This is a genomic window from Rhizobium sp. NPDC092011 (assembly GCF_044756305.1).
Taxonomy (GTDB): Bacteria; Pseudomonadota; Alphaproteobacteria; order Rhizobiales; family Rhizobiaceae; genus Rhizobium.
This window is the reverse complement of sequence record NZ_JBIVSO010000001.1, coordinates 113,660-137,118: the sequence shown is the minus strand read 5'-3', so window position 1 is coordinate 137,118 and position 23,459 is coordinate 113,660. Positions and strand designations below refer to the sequence as shown.

18 protein-coding genes are annotated in these 23,459 nt (G+C 55.9%); 14 read left to right on the top strand and 4 right to left on the bottom strand.

What is annotated here, in order from left to right; genetic code table 11:
* Nucleotides 1–76: 76 nt before the first annotated feature.
* From ACIQJ2_RS00775 to ACIQJ2_RS00745, 7 genes are all read left to right on the top strand, one after another.
* Entirely contained in the window at nt 77–1,429 is a 1,353-nt protein-coding gene (locus tag ACIQJ2_RS00775; protein ID WP_400666563.1) for a cation diffusion facilitator family transporter, read from the top strand.
* Nucleotides 1,430–1,519: 90 nt separating this feature from the next.
* Nucleotides 1,520–1,816 carry a hypothetical protein gene (locus tag ACIQJ2_RS00770; RefSeq protein ID WP_400666565.1) on the top strand — a complete coding sequence of 99 codons (297 nt, stop codon included), beginning with the start codon at nt 1,520–1,522 and terminating at the stop codon, nt 1,814–1,816.
* A gap of 612 nt (nt 1,817–2,428) precedes the next feature.
* Nucleotides 2,429–2,836: a FixH family protein gene (locus tag ACIQJ2_RS00765; protein ID WP_400666567.1), complete on the top strand. Its 408-nt coding sequence runs from the start codon at nt 2,429–2,431 to the stop codon at nt 2,834–2,836.
* Nucleotides 2,833–4,293: an efflux RND transporter periplasmic adaptor subunit gene (locus ACIQJ2_RS00760; RefSeq protein ID WP_400666569.1), complete on the top strand. Its 1,461-nt coding sequence runs from the start codon at nt 2,833–2,835 to the stop codon at nt 4,291–4,293. Before ACIQJ2_RS00765 ends, ACIQJ2_RS00760 begins: the two co-directional genes overlap by 4 nt.
* Nucleotides 4,290–7,466 (top strand): efflux RND transporter permease subunit, encoded by a 3,177-nt coding sequence (locus ACIQJ2_RS00755; RefSeq protein ID WP_400666571.1) that lies wholly within the window; start codon nt 4,290–4,292, stop codon nt 7,464–7,466. Before ACIQJ2_RS00760 ends, ACIQJ2_RS00755 begins: the two co-directional genes overlap by 4 nt.
* Nucleotides 7,467–8,223: 757 nt before the next feature.
* A complete protein-coding gene (locus ACIQJ2_RS00750; protein ID WP_400666573.1) occupies nt 8,224–8,895 on the top strand; it encodes a response regulator in 672 nt (223 codons plus the stop codon).
* Nucleotides 8,896–8,927: 32 nt separating this feature from the next.
* Nucleotides 8,928–10,310 (top strand): sensor histidine kinase, encoded by a 1,383-nt coding sequence (locus ACIQJ2_RS00745; protein ID WP_400666575.1) that lies wholly within the window; start codon nt 8,928–8,930, stop codon nt 10,308–10,310.
* Here ACIQJ2_RS00745 and ACIQJ2_RS00740 read toward each other — a convergent pair whose 3' ends face one another.
* The gene (locus tag ACIQJ2_RS00740) at nt 10,311–11,372 is read right to left on the bottom strand and encodes an ABC transporter substrate-binding protein (RefSeq protein WP_400666842.1); all 1,062 of its coding nucleotides are present in this window, start codon (nt 11,370–11,372) and stop codon (nt 10,311–10,313) included.
* 265 nt (nt 11,373–11,637) lie between these two features.
* Here ACIQJ2_RS00740 and ACIQJ2_RS00735 point away from each other — a divergent pair, with 265 nt between their 5' ends.
* The 5 genes from ACIQJ2_RS00735 to ACIQJ2_RS00715 all read left to right on the top strand — a co-directional run bounded on the left by ACIQJ2_RS00735 (nt 11,638) and on the right by ACIQJ2_RS00715 (nt 16,650).
* Entirely contained in the window at nt 11,638–12,471 is an 834-nt protein-coding gene (locus ACIQJ2_RS00735; RefSeq protein WP_400666577.1) for an ABC transporter ATP-binding protein, read from the top strand.
* Nucleotides 12,471–13,361 (top strand): ABC transporter permease, encoded by an 891-nt coding sequence (locus tag ACIQJ2_RS00730; protein WP_400666579.1) that lies wholly within the window; start codon nt 12,471–12,473, stop codon nt 13,359–13,361. Before ACIQJ2_RS00735 ends, ACIQJ2_RS00730 begins: the two co-directional genes overlap by 1 nt.
* Nucleotides 13,362–13,416: 55 nt before the next feature.
* Nucleotides 13,417–14,448, top strand: coding sequence for an ABC transporter substrate-binding protein (locus ACIQJ2_RS00725; protein ID WP_400666581.1), 1,032 nt, complete (start codon nt 13,417–13,419; stop codon nt 14,446–14,448).
* A 1,109-nt stretch (nt 14,449–15,557) separates the two neighbouring features.
* The gene (locus ACIQJ2_RS00720; protein WP_400666583.1) at nt 15,558–15,812 is read left to right on the top strand and encodes a hypothetical protein; all 255 of its coding nucleotides are present in this window, start codon (nt 15,558–15,560) and stop codon (nt 15,810–15,812) included.
* 40 nt (nt 15,813–15,852) lie between these two features.
* A complete protein-coding gene (locus tag ACIQJ2_RS00715; protein WP_400666585.1) occupies nt 15,853–16,650 on the top strand; it encodes a hypothetical protein in 798 nt (265 codons plus the stop codon).
* A gap of 820 nt (nt 16,651–17,470) precedes the next feature.
* On the opposite strand, the gene ACIQJ2_RS00710 is transcribed toward ACIQJ2_RS00715, so the two are convergent.
* A complete protein-coding gene (locus ACIQJ2_RS00710; RefSeq protein ID WP_400746409.1) occupies nt 17,471–18,013 on the bottom strand; it encodes a phosphatase PAP2 family protein in 543 nt (180 codons plus the stop codon).
* Between the two features lie 1,460 nt (nt 18,014–19,473).
* On the opposite strand from ACIQJ2_RS00710, the gene ACIQJ2_RS00705 reads away from it, so the two are divergent.
* Nucleotides 19,474–20,013, top strand: coding sequence for a response regulator (locus ACIQJ2_RS00705; RefSeq protein ID WP_400666589.1), 540 nt, complete (start codon nt 19,474–19,476; stop codon nt 20,011–20,013).
* Between the two features lie 110 nt (nt 20,014–20,123).
* On the top strand, nt 20,124–20,690 hold the full coding sequence (locus tag ACIQJ2_RS00700; protein WP_400666591.1) for a dual specificity protein phosphatase family protein: 567 nt from the start codon (nt 20,124–20,126) through the stop codon (nt 20,688–20,690).
* A 683-nt stretch (nt 20,691–21,373) separates the two neighbouring features.
* On the opposite strand, the gene ACIQJ2_RS00695 is transcribed toward ACIQJ2_RS00700, so the two are convergent.
* Together ACIQJ2_RS00695 and ACIQJ2_RS00690 are read right to left on the bottom strand one after the other, a co-directional pair.
* Nucleotides 21,374–22,732 carry an ATP-binding protein gene (locus tag ACIQJ2_RS00695; protein ID WP_400666593.1) on the bottom strand — a complete coding sequence of 453 codons (1,359 nt, stop codon included), beginning with the start codon at nt 22,730–22,732 and terminating at the stop codon, nt 21,374–21,376.
* On the bottom strand, nt 22,719–23,396 hold the full coding sequence (locus ACIQJ2_RS00690; protein WP_400666595.1) for a winged helix-turn-helix domain-containing protein: 678 nt from the start codon (nt 23,394–23,396) through the stop codon (nt 22,719–22,721). Before ACIQJ2_RS00690 ends, ACIQJ2_RS00695 begins: the two co-directional genes overlap by 14 nt.
* Nucleotides 23,397–23,459 lie beyond the last annotated feature (63 nt).

Here is a 23,459-nt window from a genome sequence, read left to right as displayed (position 1 = left end):
GGGGATAGGGAAGGCATCGCCTTTCCCCCGCGTCGTCGCATGTTGTGCGGCCGCAAAACATGCCAGCGAGGACTTCATGTTCGCGACTATCAAGGAATGGTTCGGTTTCGGAACCACGGATCAGGGCCATGGTCACGGTTCGCATGGGCACTCGCACGACGAAGCGGGCGGCCACGGCCATACGCACGGCGTCGTAGACCCGAGCATCGCCTCGTCCAAGCGCGGTATCTGGGCCATCAAGTGGTCCTTCGTTATCCTGGCGATCACCGCGATCCTGCAGTTGATCGTGGTCTTCACGTCCGGTTCCGTGGCACTGCTGGCAGACACCATCCACAATGTCGGCGATGCCACCACGGCGATCCCGCTCTGGATCGCCTTCGTGCTGGTGCGGCGTCCAGCCACCAAGGTGTTCAACTACGGTCTCGGCCGGGTCGAAGATCTCGCAGGCATGCTGATTGTCCTGATCATCCTCTTTAGCGCGATCATTGCCGGCTATGAAGCGATCAACCGCCTGATCCACCCACAGCCGATCACCCAGCTCGGCTGGGTAACGGCGGCGGGTATCATCGGCTTCATCGGCAACGAGGTGGTCGCCGTCTTCCGCATCAAGGTTGGTCGCGAGATGAACAGCGCGGCGCTGATCGCCGACGGCTACCATGCCCGGACCGACGGCCTGACCAGCCTCGCGGTTGTCCTCGGTGCGCTCGGCGTATGGCTCGGCTTCCCGCTCGCCGACCCGATCATCGGCCTGCTGATCACGATTGCCATCTTCGGCATCGTCTGGCAGTCGGCGCGTGCCGTCATCACCCGCAGCCTCGACGGCATCGAGCCGGGCGTCACAGACGAAATCCGTCACGCGGCAGAACACGTCTCCGGAATCGACCGGATCACCGACGTCAAGGCCCGCTGGCTCGGCCACAGGCTGCACGCCGATGTCACGATCGCCGTCGACAGCGGCAAGTCGGTCGCCGAGGCAAACGGCATCGCGCTCGCTCTCAGGAACGAATTGCATGCTCATCTTGCGCCACTCGGAACTGCAACCATCCAGTTCGACACTACCGGCGCGTCGCCTGCTGAAGCTGCGGACCATAGTGGCCAAGGACATCACCACGCTCCCGATCCGTTCACGGTGAACTCTCCGCTGGCAACCGGCTTGCTGGAGATCGTCGATACAGCCGACGGCGAACGGATGCGGCTGACGATCTCGAGCCATGCCCATGATCTTCAGGCCGTGGTCAGTATCAAGCGTCCTGGCAACGTAATCGAAACGCTTAGGCTGCTTCCGTCTGCGACTGACCACCACGCGATGCAAAGCGCCGAGGTTCCGGCCGAACCGCATGAATTCGACGCCGAACTGAGACTGACGGCAGGTGATAAACAGGATGTCCTGCCGTTCCGCATGGAAGAGCCCGAAGGACATCACCACTGAATCCTGGCCTGCCGAAAGCCAGGCCCGAGCTCGCAGGAAAATCCCGGTCGCTGACGGGGATTTTCCGTCTTCGAGTGCTGGGGCGAACGCATGGGACTGTCCGGTTATGGTCAAGATAGCTATTTCTTAACCATTGTGCGTTCGGCGAAAGCTGTGCTCAGGCCCGCAGAGTTTGTTCAGCATCGTGAACTGGCATCACTTGCCCGTGAGGAGACGATGGTGCTCGGCCTGCCGCGTGGCCCGCGAACCGGCATGCGTATGTCCCCTGAAACCGTCAGTGATGTTATCGAACCGGAAGGCATTTCGAATGCTGCGGATCATCGACTTTCCTCCGTATCAATATGGGATCGTATTCTCGGCACGCATTCGACGCGGATGATTTGCTGAGCAAGGTATCGGTGTCGGGTTGCACTGGGAGGAGTAAGTTGCATGCCTGGGCCAAGCATGATGTGCCGAAAATGTGAACTCGGCTGTCTTTTCCCGCAACGCACAATATGCCATGTTTATCGGCCATGAGACTGTTGCCCCTCATTTCTCGTCTGCTCTCGATCCTGGCGATCTTGGGCCTTCTGACCGCTCCGATGGCAACTCCATCGGCAGGCGAGGCAATGGTGGCTGAGCCAATGGCGGCGATGACGGATATGGGCGCAATGGCGGTCGGCATGTCTTGCTGTCCTGATCAGAAACAGTCTCTGCCGGATTGCCAGAAATCCTGCCCGCTTGCGACCATCTGCATGGCCAAGTGCGTTCCAGGCGTCGCACAGCGGGTATTCGCTCTGTTTCATCTCGATAGGCTTGTTATTGTCGGCCTTATTGACGATCAAATGCGGAATCCAACAACCGGCCCACCGCCAGACCGGCCTCCGAGAACCTGAATTCATCGCGGCCTTTCCAGGCTTTTTGAGCCGTTCGGCTAGCGTCGGGCGGTGAATGCGTGGCTTTGCGCCATAGCCATTCGGTGCATCCGCACGAACCAATGATGAATACAGGAAAACAACAATGACGCTTTTCACTCTGAAGCGTGCGGCTGCCGCGGCGCTGATCGGCCTGACCTTCACGGGCCTCTCCTCCAATGCCTGGGCCGGGATCCAGGACTACGAATTCCAACTCGTTCAAAACGAGATCAAGCAAAGCGGTGATGGGATAATTGCCGTCCGCCTTGTCGACAAACGCTCCAGCAAGGTCGTGCCAGACGCTGTCATCATAGCGCAGCGCGTCGACATGGCGCCGGACGGCATGGAGATGATGGCAGCGCCGATCGAGACCCTGCCTTCGGTTGAGCCCGGCATCTACCGCTTCAAGGCACAGATTTCCGCGGGTGGTGGCTGGCGTCTGTCGCTCGGCGCCAAGCTCCAGGGCGAGCCAGACACGCTGGAAAGCAAGCTCGTGTTCAAGGCTGTTCCATGAAAAACGGGGGTCGAACCGGCCTCACCCTCGCCGCCCTTGTGGCGGTGGGGGCTGGAGGCCTTTGGGCCGGCCAGCGTGGTGTCGCGCTGCCTGACCTACCATGGCTCCGCTCCATTATTGGTGTTGAAAGCGTAGCGGCAGCTACCGTAGCCGTCAGCACCTCGGGATCCGGGCCGATCATTTACTATCGGGATCCCAATGGCCGTCCGGCTTATTCGGCGGGACCGAGGAGGACGGCGGACGGTCGCGATTTCCTGGCCGTGCATGCGAGCGAGGATGTGAGCTTCGCCGAGATCACCCCTAAGCCGGCCGAGACGGAAACGACCATGTCGTCGTCCGCAGCCACTCCCGCCAAAGGGAAGCTGCTCTACTACCGCAACCCAATGGGTCTTCCGGACAGCTCCAAGGTGCCGAAGAAGGACTCGATGGGTATGGACTACATTCCGGTCTTCGAGGGCAATCAAAGCGATGCCTCGTCAGTGAAAGTCTCTCCCGGCAAGCTTCAACGCACGGGTGTAAAGACGGCGATCGCTGAGATGGCCAGCATCAGTCGGAAAATCCAAGTGCCGGGCACCGTCACCTTGGACGAACGCCTCGTCAGCATCATCTCGATGCGGACGGACTCCTTTGTCGATGATGTGGCCAATGTCACAACAGGAGACCACATCAACAAGGGCCAGCGCCTCTTCAGCTTCTATTCGAAGGACATCGCCAGCGCTGCTTCCGAGTTCGCTGCCGGTGGGCGAGGAGATATGCGGGCAAGTGGCGATGCCGGTTCGGCATTGCGCCTCAAGAACCTCGGCGTTTCGGATGAAACAATTGCGGGCATAGCCCGGACCCATCAGGTGCCGACCAGCATCAGCTATCTCGCACCGCGCGACGGCATCGTTCTCGAACGTCTGGCAACGCCGGGCATGATGGCCAAGCCAGGCGACGTGCTGTTCCGTATCGCCGATATCTCCAACGTCTGGGTGATGGCCGACGTGCCGGAATACAATCTCGGTTCCGTCCGCAATGGAGCCGAGGTCAATGTCGCTGTCAGGAGCCTTCCCGGCAAGACATTCAAGGGCGTGGTCGATCTGATCTATCCGCAGGTCGATATGCAGACACGGACGACGAAAGTACGTATCGAGCTTCCCAATCCGGAGGGCCTGCTGCTGGCCAATATGTATGCCGACGTCGAGATCGAGGCCGGCGCACCCAGTCCGGTCGTCGCTGTCCCCAACAGCGCCGTGATCGACACCGGCGACCGCCAAGTCGTGTTCCTCGACAAGGGCGACGGACAGTTCGAGCCGAAGGATGTCAAGCTTGGCGTCCGGGGCGAAGACCAGACGGAGATCACCAAAGGCGTCGCCGCCGGCGATAAGGTGGTGGTTGCCGCCAACTTCCTGCTCGACGCCGAAAGCAACCTGAACTCGGCGCTCAGTGCCATGACGTCAGAGGAGGCAAAGCCATGATCTCCCGCGTCATCTCGTGGTCCGCCCACAATCTCGTCCTGATCTTCGTCGGCGCGGCACTTGCCGTCGCAGGCGGCATCTACGCGCTGCGGTCCCTGCCGCTCGACGCCATCCCGGATCTCTCCGACATCCAGGTGATCGTCTACACCGAATATCCAGGCCAGGCCCCGCAGGTCGTGGAGGACCAGGTCACCTATCCGCTGACGACGTCGATGCTCACGGTGCCGAAGTCGAAGGTGGTGCGTGGCTTCTCGTTCTTCGGTGTCTCCTTCGTCTATGTGATCTTCGACGATGGCACCGATCCCTACTGGGCGCGCAGCCGCGTACTCGAATATCTGAACGCCGCCCAGAGCCGCCTGCCGCAGGGCGTCACGCCGACGCTCGGTCCTGATGCCACAGGTGTCGGCTGGGTCTATCAGTACGCAGTAGTCGCCAAGCAACTGTCGCTCGCCGAGTTGCGATCCCTACAGGATTGGGCGGTGCGCTTCGCCGTCTCGAAGTCCGAAGGCGTATCTGAAGTCGCGAGTGTCGGCGGCTTCGTCAAGCAGTATTCCATCGTTGTCGATCCGGCCCGGCTGAAGGCGCAGGGCGTCACGCTCAACGATGTCGCCAATGCGGTGCGCGCCAGCAACACCGATGTCGGTGGCCGCACCGTCGAACTCTCCGAATTCGAGTTCATGGTGCGCGGGCGCGGCTATCTCAAGGGCATCCCCGACATCGAGAGCATCGTCCTGAAAAGCCAGAACGGCGTGCCGCTCAAATTGAGCGACGTCGCCAGGGTAGAACTCGTTCCCGATGAGCGACGCGGTATCACCGAACTGAATGGCGAAGGTGAAGTCGCAAGCGGCATAGTCCTGCAGCGGTTTGGTGCCAACGCGCTGACGGTCATCGACAACGCCAAGAAGAGCCTCGACTCCATCAAGAGCAGCCTTCCGCCAGGAACCGAGATCGTTCCTGTCTACGACCGTTCGACGCTGATCGAAGCGGCAATCGAAACCCTGAAAGGTACGCTTGTCGAGGAATCGATCGTCGTTGCATTGGTGACGATCGCCTTCCTACTCCATGTCCGCAGCGCTCTTGTCGCCATTATCATGCTCCCCGTCGGCATCCTGATGGCCTTCATCGCCATGAAGCTCTTGGGCATTGGCGCAAATATCATGAGCCTCGGCGGCATTGCGATTGCCATCGGGGCGATGATCGATGCCGCCATCGTGATGATCGAGAATGCCCACAAGCACCTCGAGCGAGCGCCGCCCGACAAGCCCCGGGTGGAAATCCTCGTGGAGGCGGCAAGCGAGGTCGGCCCGGCGCTGTTTTTCAGCCTGTTGATCATCACCGTATCGTTCCTGCCGATCTTCACACTGGAATCGCAGGAAGGCCGCCTGTTCGGTCCGCTCGCCTTCACCAAGACCTTCTCCATGGCGGCGGCCGCTCTGCTATCGGTAACGCTGGTACCCGCGCTGATGATCCTGTTCGTCAGGGGATATATCGTCCCGGAACATAAGAACCCGCTGAACCGGTTCCTCATCTGGATCTACCGTCCGGTCATATCCGGTGTTCTCAGAGTGAAGACGCTGACCATCATGGCAGCGCTGGTTATACTCGGCGTCACGGTCTGGCCCGTCCAGCACATCGGCAGCGAGTTCATGCCCAATCTCGATGAGGGTACGCTGATGTACATGCCGACAACCTTGCCCGGCATATCCATCACCAAGGCGGCCGAACTGATGCAGACGCAGGACCGCATCATCAAATCCTTCCCCGAGGTCCAGAGCGTCTTCGGCAAGGCAGGGCGCGCGCTCACCGCCACCGATCCGGCTCCAACGGAAATGTTCGAAACGATCATCACGCTGAAACCCAAATCCGAGTGGCGGCCTGGCGTGACCACCGACAGCCTGAAACAGGAGATGGATGCCGCCCTGCAATTTCCCGGTGTCTCCAATGCCTGGACCATGCCGATCCGCGCCCGCATCGACATGCTGTCGACCGGGATCAGGACGCCCGTCGGGGTCAAGGTCTATGGCACCGATCTCGGCGAGATGGAGAAGATCGCTCGGCAGATCGAGACCGTGCTGAAGACGGTTCCTGGTACGTCGAGCGCCTATGCGGAGCGGGTGATCGGCGGCTATTATCTCGACATCGTTCCCGATCGAACGGCGCTCGGCCGTTATGGTCTGACCATCAATGACGTCCAGGACGTCGTCGGCATGGCACTCGGCTCCGAGGTCATCACCTCGACCGTCGAAGGCCGGGAGCGTTATGGCGTGGCGATCCGGTATCCACGAGCGCTCCGGAGCGATCCGCAATCCATCGCCAGGGATGTGCAGATATCCCTTCCGGGCGGCGGTACCATTCCTCTTGGCGAAGTGGCGGAGGTCAAACTGACCCGTGGTGCCACCACGATTCGCACGGAGAACGGCCAGCTTGCCGTCTACATCTATGTCGACATCGCCAACCGCGATCTCGGCGGCTATGTAGCCGAAGCCCAGCGTGCGGTCGCTAAAAGTGTGACGATGCCTCCCGGCTACTCGGTCGCCTGGAGCGGCCAGTTCGAATATCTCGAGCGGGCCGAGGCGCGGCTCGCGATCGTTGTTCCCCTTACACTGGCGCTGATCTTTTTGCTGCTCTACCTCAACTTCAAGGCGCTGACGGAAACCTTGATTGTCATGCTGTCTTTGCCGTTCGCATTGGTCGGCGGTATTTGGCTGATGTGGTGGCTGGGCTTCAACGCCTCGGTTGCCGTCGCCGTCGGATTCATCGCGCTTGCCGGTGTCGCCGCTGAGACAGGGGTGATCATGCTGATCTACCTCGACCACGCGATGAAGGAGCAGCGCGAAGCCTGTGAGAAGGAAGGTCGTGCGTTCTCGAAGCTGGATCTCAACAGGGCGATCATGGTTGGAGCGGTCGAGCGCGTCCGCCCGAAGATGATGACCGTCGTCGCCATCATGGCGGGGCTGGTGCCGATCCTCTGGAGAACCGGCACGGGCTCGGAGATCATGCAGCGCATCGCCGTGCCGATGATCGGCGGCATGGTGTCCTCGACGTTGTTGACGCTGATCGTCATTCCTGCGGTCTATGGGCTGGTAAAGGGATGGCGGCTGCCTGCGGCGGCATCCGCGATCGGGCAATCCGTCACAGCAGACGACGGGCGTAACCTCGAGGCTGCAGAATGAGAGGGAGTGACCATGACGAATGACATGATGGGCAGCGGCATGATGTGGGGCATGGGGCTCGCGGGTATCCTTGGGCTCCTGGTAATCGTGCTGGTGATCGCGGCGCTTATTAAATACCTCTTCTCCCGATGAAGTCATCGCCCGCTTCGTGGATCGTCATGCCACGAGGCGGGCGTATGGACGCGGCCAAAGATCATCACCGTGTGTTGAATGTGTTTTAGCGTCACCCGCTCGGCCGTCATGAAAACCTGGTCGGCTTGCATGCTTGTTTCCTTCCAGCTCGCGGTCTTCGTTAGAGGCGACTGGCATATCGATGATAGTGACGATGGCAGGCGAGCCGGAGACGATATAGATTGAGCTCATCGGTAGGGGAGGGCGCCGGAAATGCTCTCAGGCTCCCTTTGAGCACAATGATCGGTACTGGACTTATATGGAATCGACCAGGTACCGCGATTGCGCAAGGGCTCGATGTTGACAACGCGGGGCTTAAAGATAGCAGCGCCGCGGGTTTGGCGGCTCGGGAAGGGACCATTGATCATGATCGAAGACCCGCAGAGCTATTTCGTGATGATGTAGTACCAAGCGGTGATCGCAGCCCAATCTAAGGTATTGCTCCCAAGCGGGTCATGAAACTGGCAGCTACAGAATCTCGAGTTATAAAAGTTCAATCACCTTGAAAACCTGTGTCGGCTGCTTCCCTTCATGTTTGGTTGGGATAAAGTTGGTTCATCAAATTGTGCTAGGGGAATCCAGGCCCATGAGGTTGCTTTTGGTTGAAGACAATGCTGGGCTTTCTACGTGGCTGGCCAAGCTTCTACGCAGCGAACATTATGTCGTCGATTGCGTTCCAGATGGAGAAACGGCGATCGATGGCACGGATCTTAACATCTACGATCTGGCGATAGTCGATCTCGGCCTTCCCGGCATCAGTGGGCAAGATCTTATTCGCCAACTGCGTGCTAAATGTTTTGCCATGCCAATCATGATCCTGACGGCTGAAGATAAGCTAAGCACACGTGTGGAAGGGCTAAACATCGGGGCCGATGACTATATGACCAAGCCTTTCGAACTTGAGGAACTGGATGCCCGTCTAAAAGCACTTCTTCGTCGAGCGAAACTCTCCATGGCGCAGGAATTGCGCTTCGGCCCTTTGGCATTCGATTTCGCCACACGCAACTTCACAATTGATGGCAAGCCTTTTTTGGTATCCGCACGCGAGCACGCTCTGCTTGAGGTTCTGTTGCGCCACGGTGGGGCAATCATAAGTAAAGAAATGCTTTTAGAAGGCATGTATGGGATGGATGACGAGGTGAGTCCTGCAACAATCGAGGTAAATATTCACAGGCTGCGCAAGAAACTTGAAGATCTGCCTGTCTTTATCGAAACCGTGCGCGGAGTTGGCTATCTTTTAAGGCTCGCCAAGAACTAATGATGCGCTTCCTTTCTCGTCGCAGTCTTCGGTTGAACCTGTTGCTTTGGGTTATGATACCGATTGCCGGGCTGCTGACATTAAGTCTTTGGTTTTCTCTAGGCGCGGCGCGGCGTCAGGCGAGACTTCTCAATGAGCAGCAATTGCTTGCCTCGGCGCGTGTCATTGCAGAGCAAATGCACTACGACGGCGAACGCATTCGCGCTGTCGTGCCGCCGGCCGCTCTTGAGCTTTTCGATTCCGGCGGGCATGATGAAGTCGCCTATCGCGTCGAGGCAATCGATGGGCATCTGATCACCGGCTTTCCGGAGCTTTCATTGCCATCTGGCGTAATTCAGGACTTTGAATATCGTTTCTATCCAGTTTCGTTCCGTGACGAGACGATGTGGGCGGTCGCTTTGCGACAGCCTATAGTGACCCCGCAAGGCTCAACGCCGGTCTTGGTGATGGTCGGTGAAACGCTCAACAGTAGCCACGCCATGGAGAGGCAGCTATGGCTGAGGGGGTTTATCGAGCAGGCGGGCGTCGTGCTGGCGGCTGCGCTTTTTATTTGGGTGGGCATAAGTCGGGAATTGCGGCCGTTGCTTGCGCTGCGCGAAGCCGTTCTTTCACGTGCTCCCGACCGCCTCGAGCCCTTTGACACGGATACGATACATCAGGAATTGCGCCCCTTCGTCGAGGCCATCAACAGTCATATGGCCCGACTTCTGGATATCGTCGGGCGCCAGCGCCGATTTCTCGATGCTGCGGCGCATCAACTCAGAACGCCTTTAGCTGTTATGAAGACGCAGATTGCCTACGCAATCCGTGCTAAGGACGAAAAAGAACTGCGCGAGACGCTCGCAGCCGTAAGCGATGATCTTGGTTCGATGTCCCGCATGACGCTACAGCTTTTAGCACTTGCCCGAGTGGAGAACATTCGAGCGTTACCACCGCGCGAAATTGAACTCCGAGAGGTTGCACGTGAGATCATTGCGGCAGCAGTTCCACGCGCACTGGACCAAGGTATTGTGCTTGCACTTGAGGCGTCGGAGCCTTCATGGGCGATGGTGCGCGAAAGACTGCTCAGGGAGCTGGTGACCAATCTCATCGAAAATGTACTGGTACACGCTGGAAGAGGAGCCTCGGCTTCCGTTTCGATTGAACGAGAGGGCGAGCACATTGTGCTTAGAATCGAAGACAATGGGCTGGGGCCAGGCGTTGACGATCTTTCCGTCCTGACGAGGCGCTTTCAGCGCGGTACAAATGCTGCCGCTGCCGGATCCGGTCTGGGGTTGTCGATCGTCGCCGAAATCGTTGACATCTGCAACGGCAAGCTAGACCTTTATAGCCCTGCGCCTGGCAAAGGCTTTGGCGTCGCTGTGCGTCTTCCGGCGGCCCCGCATGATGTTGCAGAGACAACAATCGCTGTTTGACTAATCGGGTGCCACACGATCGATGAAGCGGTTCGTAAAGGTCCGCGAAAGATCGATTTGCTTGCCACGAACATTGTCGTTGAACTGCTTCAACACCGAGAGCACCGTTTCTGGTCCGCCTTGCATCATGCGTCCGTCCTGCGTAAACATCGCCTTACCATCGTTAAGCGCCTTGACGTAAAGATCTCTATCGCCCGCAAGAAAGTCACGCGGCACGATATCAGCAATCTGTTCAGCGCTATGGGTGGAAATGAAACGGAGCGCGCGTACCAAGGCGTTCGCGAGCTTCTGTACCGTTTCGGGATGAGTATCGACCCAAGATGTCTGGAGATAAAGACAGGCCGCCGGATAGGCGCCACCCAGGACAGCCCGCGTCCCCTCCTCACTCCGCATGTCAATCATGACATGGGCCAGCTTCAGTTTGATCAGGCGCGACACAGTCGGTTCTGTTGTCATTGCGGCCTGGATTCGGTTCTGTTTTATTGCAGCAATGAGGCTGTCACCGGCGCCGATCGGATCCGGGGATACCGTATCGAAAGAAAGGCCGGCTTTGCCAAGAAGATATTCCGTCAGGAAGTCAGTGGAAGAGCCAAGATCAGTAATGCCGACCCGCATGCCTTTGAGATCCGCCATGTTCCTTACATTTGGCAGCGCGTCTGAGACCATTTCCACCTCACCAGGTGCGGAACTGAACTGAACAACGCTTTCCGTATATTTGCCGAGTCCCTGCAAATCGATCGTGTGATCGTAGAAGCCGACAACGCCTTGCACGGCACCTGCGAGCATTTCATCGGTGGCCTCAACGCCTGCAGGTTCGCTCAGCAGATGCACATTGAGCCCTTCGTCGCCGAAATAGCCGAGTTTTTCGGCCAGGATGGCTGGAAGGTAGATTTGTTTCTCCATGCCACCGATCATAAGGGAGACTTCCGAGGTTTGGGCTATTGTCTGTGGCCCGGCGCTCGCCAACAGAACCGCCGTCACAATCGCTACATTAAGACTATGCAGGGATCGCCTCGCGGTCTTTCGCAAGCTATCGGCGAACGGCCACAATCCCTTTCCCATCTTTTCTCCTCGCGCTCCCAACTTTCTATAGGACTGAAAGGTCGGTGTAAGCAAGTGATGTTATGCATTGCCCGGAGGAGATTTCTGCGTGGGAAGATAATACGAAGTATATTCGTACGTTAGCTCGTGATGCGAGCGTAAAACCAATTTTTATATCGATCTATGTTGCGGTCAGCGGCCGCTGCTGATCTTTATTTTAAATTCCATTCCAGAAGTGCGAAATCCTACTTTACTTTCTGGGTGTAATATCCAAAGCGGAGGAGTTATGTCGAAAATTGCAACCGGACAGGCCGGCGTTGAACTGTCCAATGTCACCAAGCGTTTTGTCTCGCCCACAGGTGTCGCAATGACAGCGCTACGCAATGTCAATCTGACGGTCGAGCCGGGGCAATTCTGCGCGATTGTCGGCCCAACCGGATGCGGCAAATCAACAACACTCACCATGGCGGCGGGGCTCGATATGCCGAGTGCCGGTGTTGTGAAGGTCTCTGGCAGAACCGTTGATGGATTGACGCAAGGGGCGGGTTTCGTTTTCCAGAACGACGCGTTGCTGCCCTGGAAGTCAGTGCTTACGAATGTCGCCCTCGGCCCCATCTTTAAAGGTCACGACAAGTCGCAAGCGCTGCAGGAGGCGCGCGATTGGTTGACGACCGTTGGTCTTGCAGGCTTCGAAAACCACTATCCTCATCAGCTTTCCGGCGGCATGCGCAAGCGTGTCAGCCTCGCAGCCGCGTTAATCAATAAGCCATCGCTACTGCTGATGGACGAACCCTTTTCGGCACTGGATGTGCAGACGCGCGCCATCATGTCCAACGAGCTCCTTACACTTTGGGAAAAAAACCGTCCCTCGGTGATGTTCGTCACTCATGATCTGGAGGAGGCCATCGCTTTGGCGGATCGCGTCGTCGTTATTTCGTCCGGCCCGGGAACGGTTAAGGCGGTATTTGACATTGATTTGCCTCGGCCGCGCGGCGAAGTGCAGGAAATTCGGTTCAAGCCACGTTTTCTCGAATTGTACCAAATGATTTGGCAGGCGCTTCGTGAAGAAGTGGAGCGTGCTTATTCCAGAACTTCCAGTGCTGCCAAGGGAGCCGCCTGATGACCACGGCAGATACTCATAACGATCTTCGCACAGCCGCACTTTCGCAAGAGGAACTGGTGGTCGTCAGCGCTGCAAAGAAGCGCATTGCGCGCCGCAAGCGACAGGTCATCGCCAGCCGCGCGCTACTTCTGGCTGTCTTTCTCGGCTTGTGGGAATTTGGAGCACGAAGCGGACTCATCGACCCATTTTTCTTCGGTTCGCCAGTCGGTATCGTCGAGCGCTTGGTCGATTGGTGCATCAACGGAACCGCCTACGGCTCACTTTGGCTGCAGGTCGGGATCACGCTCGAGGAAGCGTTGCTCGGTTTTATCGCCGGTGTAGCAGGCGGAATTTTGTTTGGCGTAACGTTGGGCGAGATTGCGTTTTTAGCTGATGTCGTCGGGCCATATATCAAGATTTTGAACGCGCTTCCGCGCATTGTGCTCGGTTCCATTTTTGTCATGTGGCTGGGTCTAGGTCTCGCGTCCAAGGTTTTGCTGGCCGCCGTTCTTGTCTTTTTTGTCGTATTCTTCAATGCATTCCAGGGGGTGAGGAGCGTTGACAGGAACCTGATCGCCAATATGCGAATTCTCGGTGCCTCGCGTCTTCAACTCGTGCAGTACGTCATTTTTCCATCTGCCATGACTTGGATTATCGCCAGCCTTCACGTTGCTCTCGGCTTCTCGATTATCGGCGCGATCGTCGGCGAATTCTTAGGTGCCGAACGCGGTCTTGGATTGGTGATTGCCACAGCACAAAACACGTTCGATGCCAACGGCGTATTTGCGGCGATGCTTGTGATCGGCCTTCTGGCGCTGGGCGCGGAGGCGATCATGGCGAAGATCGAAAAGCGCCTCTTGGCCTGGCAGCCTTCACAATCCCGCGAACAAAATACTCAAGGGCTTTGAGCCGTTGAGCGCGCAGCTATCAATCGATTTCGACCATGAAAAAGGGAGTGAGACCATGGTGAAAAGCTGGAAACTAACCGCAATTGCAATGACCGCCATGATGACGTCAGTCTTGGCGGTGAAGGCCGATGAGGCGATGCCGACAGTCAAGCTGATGGTCGGGGGTATCGACAAGCAGATTTATCTGCCTTACCAGCTCGCGGAAGGGTTGGGCTACTACAAGAAGTATGGCGTAAATGTCGAACTCAGCACCGAGACAGCAGGTGGTGTTGGTGCCGAGGAAGCTGTTGCGTCTGGCGAGGTGGAGATGGCTGGCGCCTGGTACAATCACACCATAGACTTTCAGCTACACGGCAAGAAAGTGATTGGTGTCGTGCAGCTTTCGGGTGCGCCCGGTGAGCGTGAAATGTGCGCCAAGGGCACTAACATCAAAACGCCAGGCGACTGGAAGGGGAAGGCAGTCGGCGTGACCGATATCGGTTCGGGTACCGATGATTTGACCCTCTTTATGGCGGCGCGCGATAAGTTGACGACGAAGGATTTCAGCCGTGTTTCGGTTGGTGCCGGCGCAACGCTACTCGCCGCACTCCAGCACGGCAGAATTGTTTGCGGCATGACGACGCAGCCGACTGTCAACGCAATCGAGAAGAAGGGCATCGGCTATTCCGCATTCGATCTCGCTTCGACCGAAGGTGCAACGAAATGGTTGGGGGGTACGTGGCCGACCGCTTCGGTGCTCGCTCGCGGAGATTGGGTGGAGAAGAACAAGGCAACAACGCAAAAGGTCGTCAATGCACTTGTCGCGACAATGCATTACATCGCAACTCATTCGGCGGCCGATATCGCCGACCACCTGCCTGCCAGCTTCACCAGCAATCCTCTCTCCAGCAAGCAAGAGTATATCGACGCACTCGCCAAGGATAAAGGCCAATTCTTGCCTGACGGCTTGATGCCCAAGGGCGGCCCCGAAACCGTGCTTGCGGTGGAAAAGGCGGCCGGCAAGATCAATGGCGAGGTGAATCTGCCAGCCACCTACACTGATGAATTCGCGATCGAAGCGAATAAAACTGAGGGATACACGAAGTAATCTCGGGAAAATCCGCTCGGCGGGGGCTTTAACAACCCCCGCCGCTCGTCTGGCAGGGTCCAGATCGAATGCAGAACTTTTTACAAAACTAGATGCTTTGCCTTTCCAAAGCCAACAGGTGTCATGGCTTGTTCTCGTTTTTGGCCACGAGATAAGCTTCGGCCGCCGGTCGAATGTCAAACTGTACCGAGCTTGCGCCGGTTGGGGTGCTAGATGGCGTATCATCGGGATTCTGGTCAGCTTTGGCCGTCTGTCTTTTGCGAAACCGAATCGCAAAGCGGCTCTTGCGTTTGATGACGGTGGCGCATCCAAGTTTCCTTCTCAAGATCATCAGATCCGCCTCTCAATGACCAGACGCGCTATAGTGATCGATCGATTCAGGTCGACGTCGAATGGCGCATTCCATTGGAACGACCAGGCTTTTCGACTTTCGCGCGTAGCGGCGGCGTCGCTTTCGTCGCCATCCAGCGAATAATGGGCGATTTCCTGATCCTAGCCTTCCACAGAATAGACTTACTGATGGATCGTCCCATAACTCGATTTCGCAAAAGATCCGCTTCTGGCGATCGATGACGGCAGCGCGGAGATGTGGATCACGCAGCAACTTGCGATAGCGCCGCCGAAGGGGGCGGCCATTTGAGAAGCCGTCACAAGCCAGTAGTCGTCGACCGCAGAAACCTCAGCATTATACCAGTTGTTCCGTCGCCGTTGGGCGCATATCGTCGAGCGATCGCGGCGAAGGGCGCGCGCGATCTCGCTTTGACTGATCTTCTTCTTATCCATCCTCGCAGTGATGCGAGGCTCGTCCACACTCAACTGCATAGAAGAGCGTGCTATCCCATCCTCCCAAAATCATGGCCAATATTGTCTCGGTTGCATTCGAAGATGGAATCTGCGACTCGCCGCTCCCGCGCAGATAATACCGGAACTTGATGAAGTTGACTGACGGAATTACTTCCCAATGACATGGGTAGGCAAGCGATTGGCGCGCGTTCGAAACTTTACGAAACTGTAAACTCTGAGACAGGTGTAAGCGAGAATCAGCAGTTAGCTGTGGAGCCGTCCGCCGATGCGGTCTTTCACAAACATCGATTAAAGGGAAAAGTCGGATGAAGAACATAATTCTGCCAGTAGTTGTATTTGCGAGTGGCCTTTATGCAGCAGGTGCGGTGCAGGCAGCGAACGTACCGTGCGAGGAAATGCTCAAGCAGCTACGCACAGCCGAGGTCTCTGCCAAGCCGACCGATGCCGACAAGGCAAGAATCTCCGATCTTGAAGCCAAGGGAATTGAACGTTGCAACGCCGACGATGACAAGCGTGCCGATGAATTCTTTACCCAGGCCCTGAAGATTCTCGGCAAGTAAAGGCCGGCGCGTGGCCCTACGCAGAGAGAAGGAGAAAACGATGCCTTCATCAACAAAGCCAGGTGCTTCCACACCAAACCGTGTTCCTGAAGTAACGGCGGATTTTTGGATTATCAAGCTTTTGGCAGTCACCATGGGTGAGACTGCGGCTGACTATCTTGCAGTAAATCTCGGCCTCGGCCTATCGTTGACATCGGCCATCATGTGCGCATTGTTGGCGATAGCGCTTGTCTTGCAGTTTGCACAGAAACGATATGTACCCTGGTCCTATTGGCTTGCAGTGGTCATGATCAGTGTCGTCGGTACACTCGTTAGCGACAATCTCGTCGATAACTTCGGAATTGCGCTTACGACAACAACTATAGCCTTCGGCATAGCACTCGCGGTCACGTTCGCTGCATGGTATTTGAGCGAGCGGACACTTTCGATCCACACGATTTTCACGACTCGTCGCGAGGTCTTCTATTGGCTCGCGATCCTGTTCACATTCGCGCTCGGGACGTCGTCGGGCGATCTGGTAGCCGAGCAATTCAGTCTTGGCTATCTCGCGACCGGCTTTATTTTTGGCGGAATAATAGCTCTCACTGCCTTCGCCTACTACATTTTTAGGCTTAACGGCATACTCGCGTTTTGGCTTGCATATATCTTTACACGACCACTCGGCGCCTCATTTGGCGATCTACTTTCTCAACCTCAGGAATATGGAGGATTGGGGTTCGGAACAACTGCAACAAGTCTTCTCTTTCTTGCCGGGATTATCGTGATCGTCGTTTATATGACAGTCCATCGCAGCCGAACCAAAGATGACGCAATGGTCCTCGACCTCGATTCTCTTTAGCACAGGACCTTGATCTTCAGACGTATATCCCGCGTTTTTGGCTAGCCACTTCTAAACGGTGCTGCGATCAAATTCAGCCTGCAACGAAGACAGGATCGAGATGACGATATGGCCGACCGGGTACACCCGATCGGCCATTAAGCCGTTCGCAGGATTCGTCGTTCATGGCAGGAGGACGAGCACATAGTCAGTGCAGGTCGATATCTGCCACTTTACCTCTGTGAGAAAGCTCAAGTGCGAAGTTACATGCTATACCGCATTTCGGTCCCGATCCTCTGCTGTTTGACAAGGGCAAAGCTTCCGTGCGCAGATGGCGTGGAATGGTGTGAATTTAGCCATTTGAGAAGTGCGCTTGCTTGTCGAAAGACCGGCAGACAACCGCAACTATCGTCCGATTTTCATCTGTTGCGATGCGACTTTTTTTCGCTTTTTTGCTTGGGGCCATTCAGCCTCCAGTGTGCCGGCCTTCACCGTTATGCGACCATACTTGAATTGCCGCACTCTTGCTTTGCTCGCTTCATGATTCTGAAAATTCAAAGTTCGGGATCAAGTAATTTAGGGAAGTTTTGGCTTTCTCGGCCGAGGCCTGATTTTCGGCGTGTCTCTAGCGCCGCAGCGTAAACTGGCTGTCGCTGATTACCTCATCATTGGCTGGAGCATACCACTTCGAAAGCTCTACCCAGTGTCTGACGATTTTTGGACTGGTAGCAGTTGAAATCGCGCGCATAACATCCTTGATGGGTCAGCTGATGTTGCCAAGCTGTTGCAAATTCGGTTCCTTAGTCTTACGGGCGGGATCGAATATCCCCCTCCCACGGGCTTAAAGTATCGACGTTACGATGCGGTCGAGCTTGCTGTCTTCCCTGTAGAATGCTTGAACGAGTGAGGTTGCTATTATGGCCATCAGAGCGCCACCTAGCAGATCGGAAGCGTAGTGCGTGCCAACATAAACCCGGGACAGACTAATGAGGATAGCCGCTGCAAGTGCAATCGAGCCCCTACGACGGAGCCCTTCGGCCAAGAGCGAAAAGGCGATCGTGAAAGTTGCGGTGGCGTGATCGGATGGAAACGATGCATCTGTGCTTAGATCGATGATGAGGTGAGTAACGCCGAGCTCATACGGTCGCATGCGATGAATAAACAGAATGATGATCTGATTGAGGCCAAGACCCAGTAGAAAAGCTAGACAACAGGCGATGCAGGCATGTCTCACATGACGTCGGTCATTTTTGGACCACCATTGTAATACGACAAAGAAGACAAGTATTGGTACTCCCAACTGAGTGAATGCGATAACCGCGGTATCGAGAATCGAATTCCATCCAGCCCAACCATTGATCCAATGCGTGATAACTACATCCATCATCAGCTCCTAGCGTTAAACAAGTAATGCAATGCCTCATCGAGGAGTTTGATTGAACAGCTTGCGCCGCGTCTGTAACTTCGTCGGTCGCTCCCAATTGCGCAAAGCATTCCGCAACCATTTTTTCAGCAGTTAAACGAGCCGGATCACAGTGAGCGCCTCGTCGTTTATAACGGACACCTGACCGGTTTTGACAGGAGTTCAACTGGGACGGCCATCCGCGGACGCCGATGTCCCGATCTATCAATCTTCCGAGGGGTGGGCCGCTTTTTTAAGGATCCTCGCAGTGTGTCGTCCGGAGATCAAGATAGCCCTGCATTTGGGTCGTCAATCGAGCTGCAGCCATAGGCGGGTAGTCTCCGTCGTCCCTAATCAAATGGACGTGATCGCGCAACATAGTTAGAGCAAACTCAGCCCGTGGACCGCGGACGCCGTACGAACGTTTATAATTCTGGGTTAACCGCGCTATATGGAATGTCCATGGAGTTGGCTAGGTTGCTCCAAAATCATAACCTCGCATCGCACTGCCACCCCACTCTTTGTCGATCCTCTTTACGTTTATCGCCATCGCGTTCCGATCCACCCGGTATGCATTCACGATGACGGAGAGCAGCGAGTTTCTTCGATCTCCAGCAGCGTCATCCGCCGCAATGTTGGCGATCTGACGTTCATTGCAGCGGATAGGGCGGCTCTTCCTCCTCATGATAGCGAGGATGACTATCTCATGGAGGTCACCAATGCTGACGGACGGGAGGCTAAGACGGCCGACAAGTCGGTCAGTATTCCGGTTCAAACACACAGGCTTCTCGGACTTTTCAGATGGAAAAGGAATGGCGCGTCTTCTCCATGGTCACGCCTAGGCAAGCGACACAGCAAATCGTCGTCCGCAAGAAGTTGGCCGCGTGATCCCGCGGCGCAAGCTATTATTCCTATCCTAATGGCAAATACCCCTTTCTTGGATCCTTATCGCCTTTAGCAGATGTCTCCTCCGGATGCAGCATATGTGCTACGCACCCATTATCTGCGTTGACATTGCAGATTGGAAACATCTCGCTAAACAGCAATCTTGGTCTCGAGGAGCGTCTCGCGGAATTGTGCCCAGGCGCCAGGCACGTTTCCGCGCTCACGGCCAAACTTTTCAAGATCAGCCGATGGGAGCGGCCCCCGACAGCCAGGACACGTGTTTTCGATCTCGGAAGCCATGAAGGACGTCGCGTCGGGTCCTCTAGTTGCAACAGAGGAAAAGCAGTTCGATCTTGGTTTTGTCGGACTGGCAGTTGGGGCGCACGTGAGAATTGATTTTGACGACTTGCGGCCCCTGATAGAGACGATTGCGGAAAGCGGTCCCCGATACATGCCAAATAGCGGTGCTGTCGACAACATCACGGTAGGCAGAGAGAAACGCGTCCGCCGCTGGTCTCCGACAACGGTCCCCGTGCTCCGGAGCAAGACATATCACGGTGACTGAGAGATTCTTCCGTGGAGCGAGCGGTGTTGAGGCCGCTGGTCTCGACGGCCATTGCGAGCTTGCTGAACTAAATCCCGTGGTGACAGTGATCGCCGGGATTCATATACATGTCAGTAAAGTGGAGCACTGGGATCAGCACATATGGAGAACCGGAGTGCGAATACTGCTCGTGGAGGACAACGTATTGTTGGGTGACGCGCTGAGTGAGCATCTGTCATCAATGGGTTGGGATGTCACCTGGGCTAAGGAATATAAGCTGGCAACCGAGGCGTTATCGCGCGCATCGTTCGATATCATCTGCCTTGACCGAGGCCTCCCTGATGGGGATGGGCTCGATATATTGCGTCGAGGTCTGCATCAATGCCCGACCATCATCTTATCTGCTTTGGATCAGCTGTCCGATCGGCTCGAAGCTAAGAAATTAGGTGCAGCCGACTATTTGACGAAGCCATTCCGGCTAGAGGATCTGACGCATCGAATAGAGCTTCTTCTGTTGAACTCAAACGGCGATAATAAAACGACACGACATTAACTCCATCCCCAGGTGCGAATATTTGACGATTTTGCATCATAGCTGTTCAGGTCGTTGTCAGGCTCTGCCTGCACCCCATGGAGACTTCATGGAAGGACTGGACGAAAGCAATGACAGTATTCCGCCCTCGAAAAATGGCTCTCGCCATTGCTGGCGTCATAGGATCTGTTGGTTTGGGATGTGCGGTTTACGCGGGTTTTCTGCAACTCACTGGCAATTTCCATCCGGTAGTTGATGGCCAATTTTACCGCTCGGCTCAACCGACTGCAGATGAGCTTGCTTCATATGTACGTTCGCATGGAATTAAAACAGTCATCAATCTACGAGGTACCCACTCAGGCTCGCCTTGGTATGATGACGAAGTCACCATGGCCCGCGGACTAGGCCTACAGCATATCGACTTCGGTATGTCCGCATCGAAAACGATATCGCCACAAAAGGCGCAGCAGCTAGTCGAGATTATGGCTTCGGCGCCGAAGCCGATTTTGATCCATTGTCGTTCCGGAGCTGATCGCAGCGGTTTGGCCGCTGCGCTTTATGTTAGAAAAGTTGCTGGTATGGATGAAGCAACGGCCGAAGATCAATTATCGTTTTACTACGGCCATGTCGGTATTCCTGTAGTATCTGCCGCCTATGCGATGGATAGAAGTTGGGAAGACATCGAGGCGCAGGACTGAATGTAGGCGTTGACCGAACTTTCGAGTGGGCTGATTATGCGATCAGCGCAAATTCTCCAATTGCGACCGTCCTTGCGACAATACCGAACTGGCAGACGCAATACGCGTGCTCGGCTTATTGCCCCGTGAGAAATTGGGATTGGATTGCCAGGCATGCGAGAAGTTCAGGTTCCTATGGCATTGCCGTTGGCAGCTTCTCCTACAGAATCGGCCATGATCTTGGCCATTATGGGGGTGTGAGAGCACTATGCCCCCTTCCTCTCAAAGCTGAGTTTACTGCGCAGAGGCGGTCCGTTCAGCGATGGTTAGGCACTGAATTCCAACAGCAATTCAGAATGCTGTCTCAGCGCTTTTCTACATTCACGAGCCACAGCGGTTGCTCGCCGGTCTTGCCGGAGCGGTGATCGGTGCAGGATGGAACTACATCACCAGTTCCATGATTACCTGGCGGCAGGCGGGGTGAATTGGGATCGAAGATTTCTGCGATATTGGGCTGCTCCCCGCAGCTTGCCATGTTTGTGCGATAGTCCGAGGGCACAGGGGAGGTGTGGTCTCCGTCTCCAGGAGGCGGCCGCGAGACAGAAAAGCAAGCAGGCCGAGACAGCTGGGTATTTTGGGAGAGCCAAAACGTTGGACATTCACGCTCATGCCAGCTGAAATTTGCTCCGGTCTATCCAAGCCAATTAGCCCTTTGGAAATGTCAATATGACTTTGAGGCCGGGATCATTGTCTTCAAGCGCGATGCTGGCCGAGTGAAGATCGGCGATCGCCTTGACAAGGCTTAGACCCAGGCCATTGCCGGGCGTAGTTCGACTCTTGTCCAAACGGTAAAGGCGTCTGAAGACGAGTTCGCGTTGCTCTAGTGGGATGCCGGTTCCGCTATCGGCGACACCAGCGCGATAGCAATGCTCGTCGCCCGCAAGCGTCATGACAATCGAGGTGCGGGGAGGACAATGTGTGATCGCGTTTTCGACGAGATTGACAAAAAGCTGCATCAGCAGCTCTTGATCGCCATATATCATGCTTTGACCAGAAGTGAGGGATTCCAGTGTAATGGTCTGCATGTTGTCTTCGGCAACGTCGGCATAGATTTCGGCCACGGACGTCATCACCTGCCCAAGATCGACCGTCTTGAAACGCGTCTTTCGCGCTCCCGCTTCAATTTGTGAAATCCGAAGCAACGCCTCGAACGTGGCATTTATCCCAGCGATTTCGATTCGTGCATCAAGCAGGAAGTCCTCGACACTCCGGGACTCTTCCAGCCCTTGCAGCGCTCGCTCGATAGTCAGCCCCAAACGATTGAGCGGGGTTTTCAGGTCGTGCGCGATATCGGTGCTGACCTGGCGCATTCCCTCGACTAACCCGGAAAGGCGCACAAGCGCCTGATTCATATGGGTGGAAACGACGTCTATGTCGTCACCATTGCCACGTATCGGAATCCGCCTTGAAAGATTCCCGGCAGAAACGTCTATCATGGTGCCCTCGATGGAATCGAGCCTTCTTTGAGTTCGGGCCGCCAACAGGGTTCCGCCGAAAACAACCGTGGCTATGATAATCACCGACGCCCACGCAAAACTCGTCAGCGCGATTCCTTCAATACGGTCGATTTCGCGGTAACTTTGCCCGACCATCAAGATGTTGCTGCCAACCTTACCGCCCACTACCCTAATCGGGTCCACGTCCTCCAAGCCAAGCAGAGCCGCCGGTATTGTCGAAAGTCCGGAATCGATATGGTCTCCGCGGACGTTGCCTGCGAGTTTTTGGCCCTTGGAATCCAGGAGTAGAAAGACCTGATCTTCGGGGCGTTTCAGTGCCGAATAACTCGCGACCGCCGCAGTCAAATCCTCAAGGTCATTCGACGAATAGGTCGAGGCCACAACCGAGTACGTGTCTTTGATCGATACGTCGAGCGACCTTGCGAGCTCCCGCTTCATCAGGCCGTAGGCAACAAATCCCGCGATAAGAAATGCAATGATGAAGAATAACCCGAACGAAATAGCGAGCCTGAATGGTGTGCTGCGTAATAATCTACCGCGGTACATGAATGCAATAACCGGTGTTCCGGACGGTGTGGAGGAGGGGCACATCGAATGGTTTGTCGATTTTCGCGCGCAGTCGGCTGATATGGGTCTCCACCACACTCGTTTTCGGATCGAAGTGAAAGTCCCAAACGCGTTCCAAAAGCATCGTCCGTGTCAGGACCCGACCCTCGGCGCGCATCAGAACCTCCAATAGCGTAAACTCGCGCGGTTGGAGGTCGATCGATGTTCCCTGCCGGTAAACATGACGTTTGACAATATCAAGCTCCAGGTCGGCAATTTTCAAGACGGTCTTTTGATCCTGGGCGGGGGGACGTCGTGCAAGCGCGTTGAGACGGGCAAGCAACTCTGAAAAAGCAAAGGGCTTGGTTAGGTAGTCGTCACCACCCGCTTCAAGACCTTCAACTCTATCATCAACGCCGCTCACCGCTGTTAGAAACATAGCAGGTGTCTTGATTTTGGCTGCTCGTGCAGCCTTCACCAATGAAAGTCCGTCGAGACCAGGGATCATCCTGTCAATGACGAGAACATCGTATGTTTCCTGAGTTATCTGAAAAAGCGCGTCGGTGCCGTCGGCCATAGTATCACAGATGTGGCCGGCTTCATTCAAACCACGCGAAATGTATTCTGCAGTTCTTTGATCGTCTTCCACCACGAGAATTTTCATGTGCTGCTGACATCCATAGCTGTATGACTGCTTGTTTGACCAAGCTTGCCCTAGAAAGTTTTC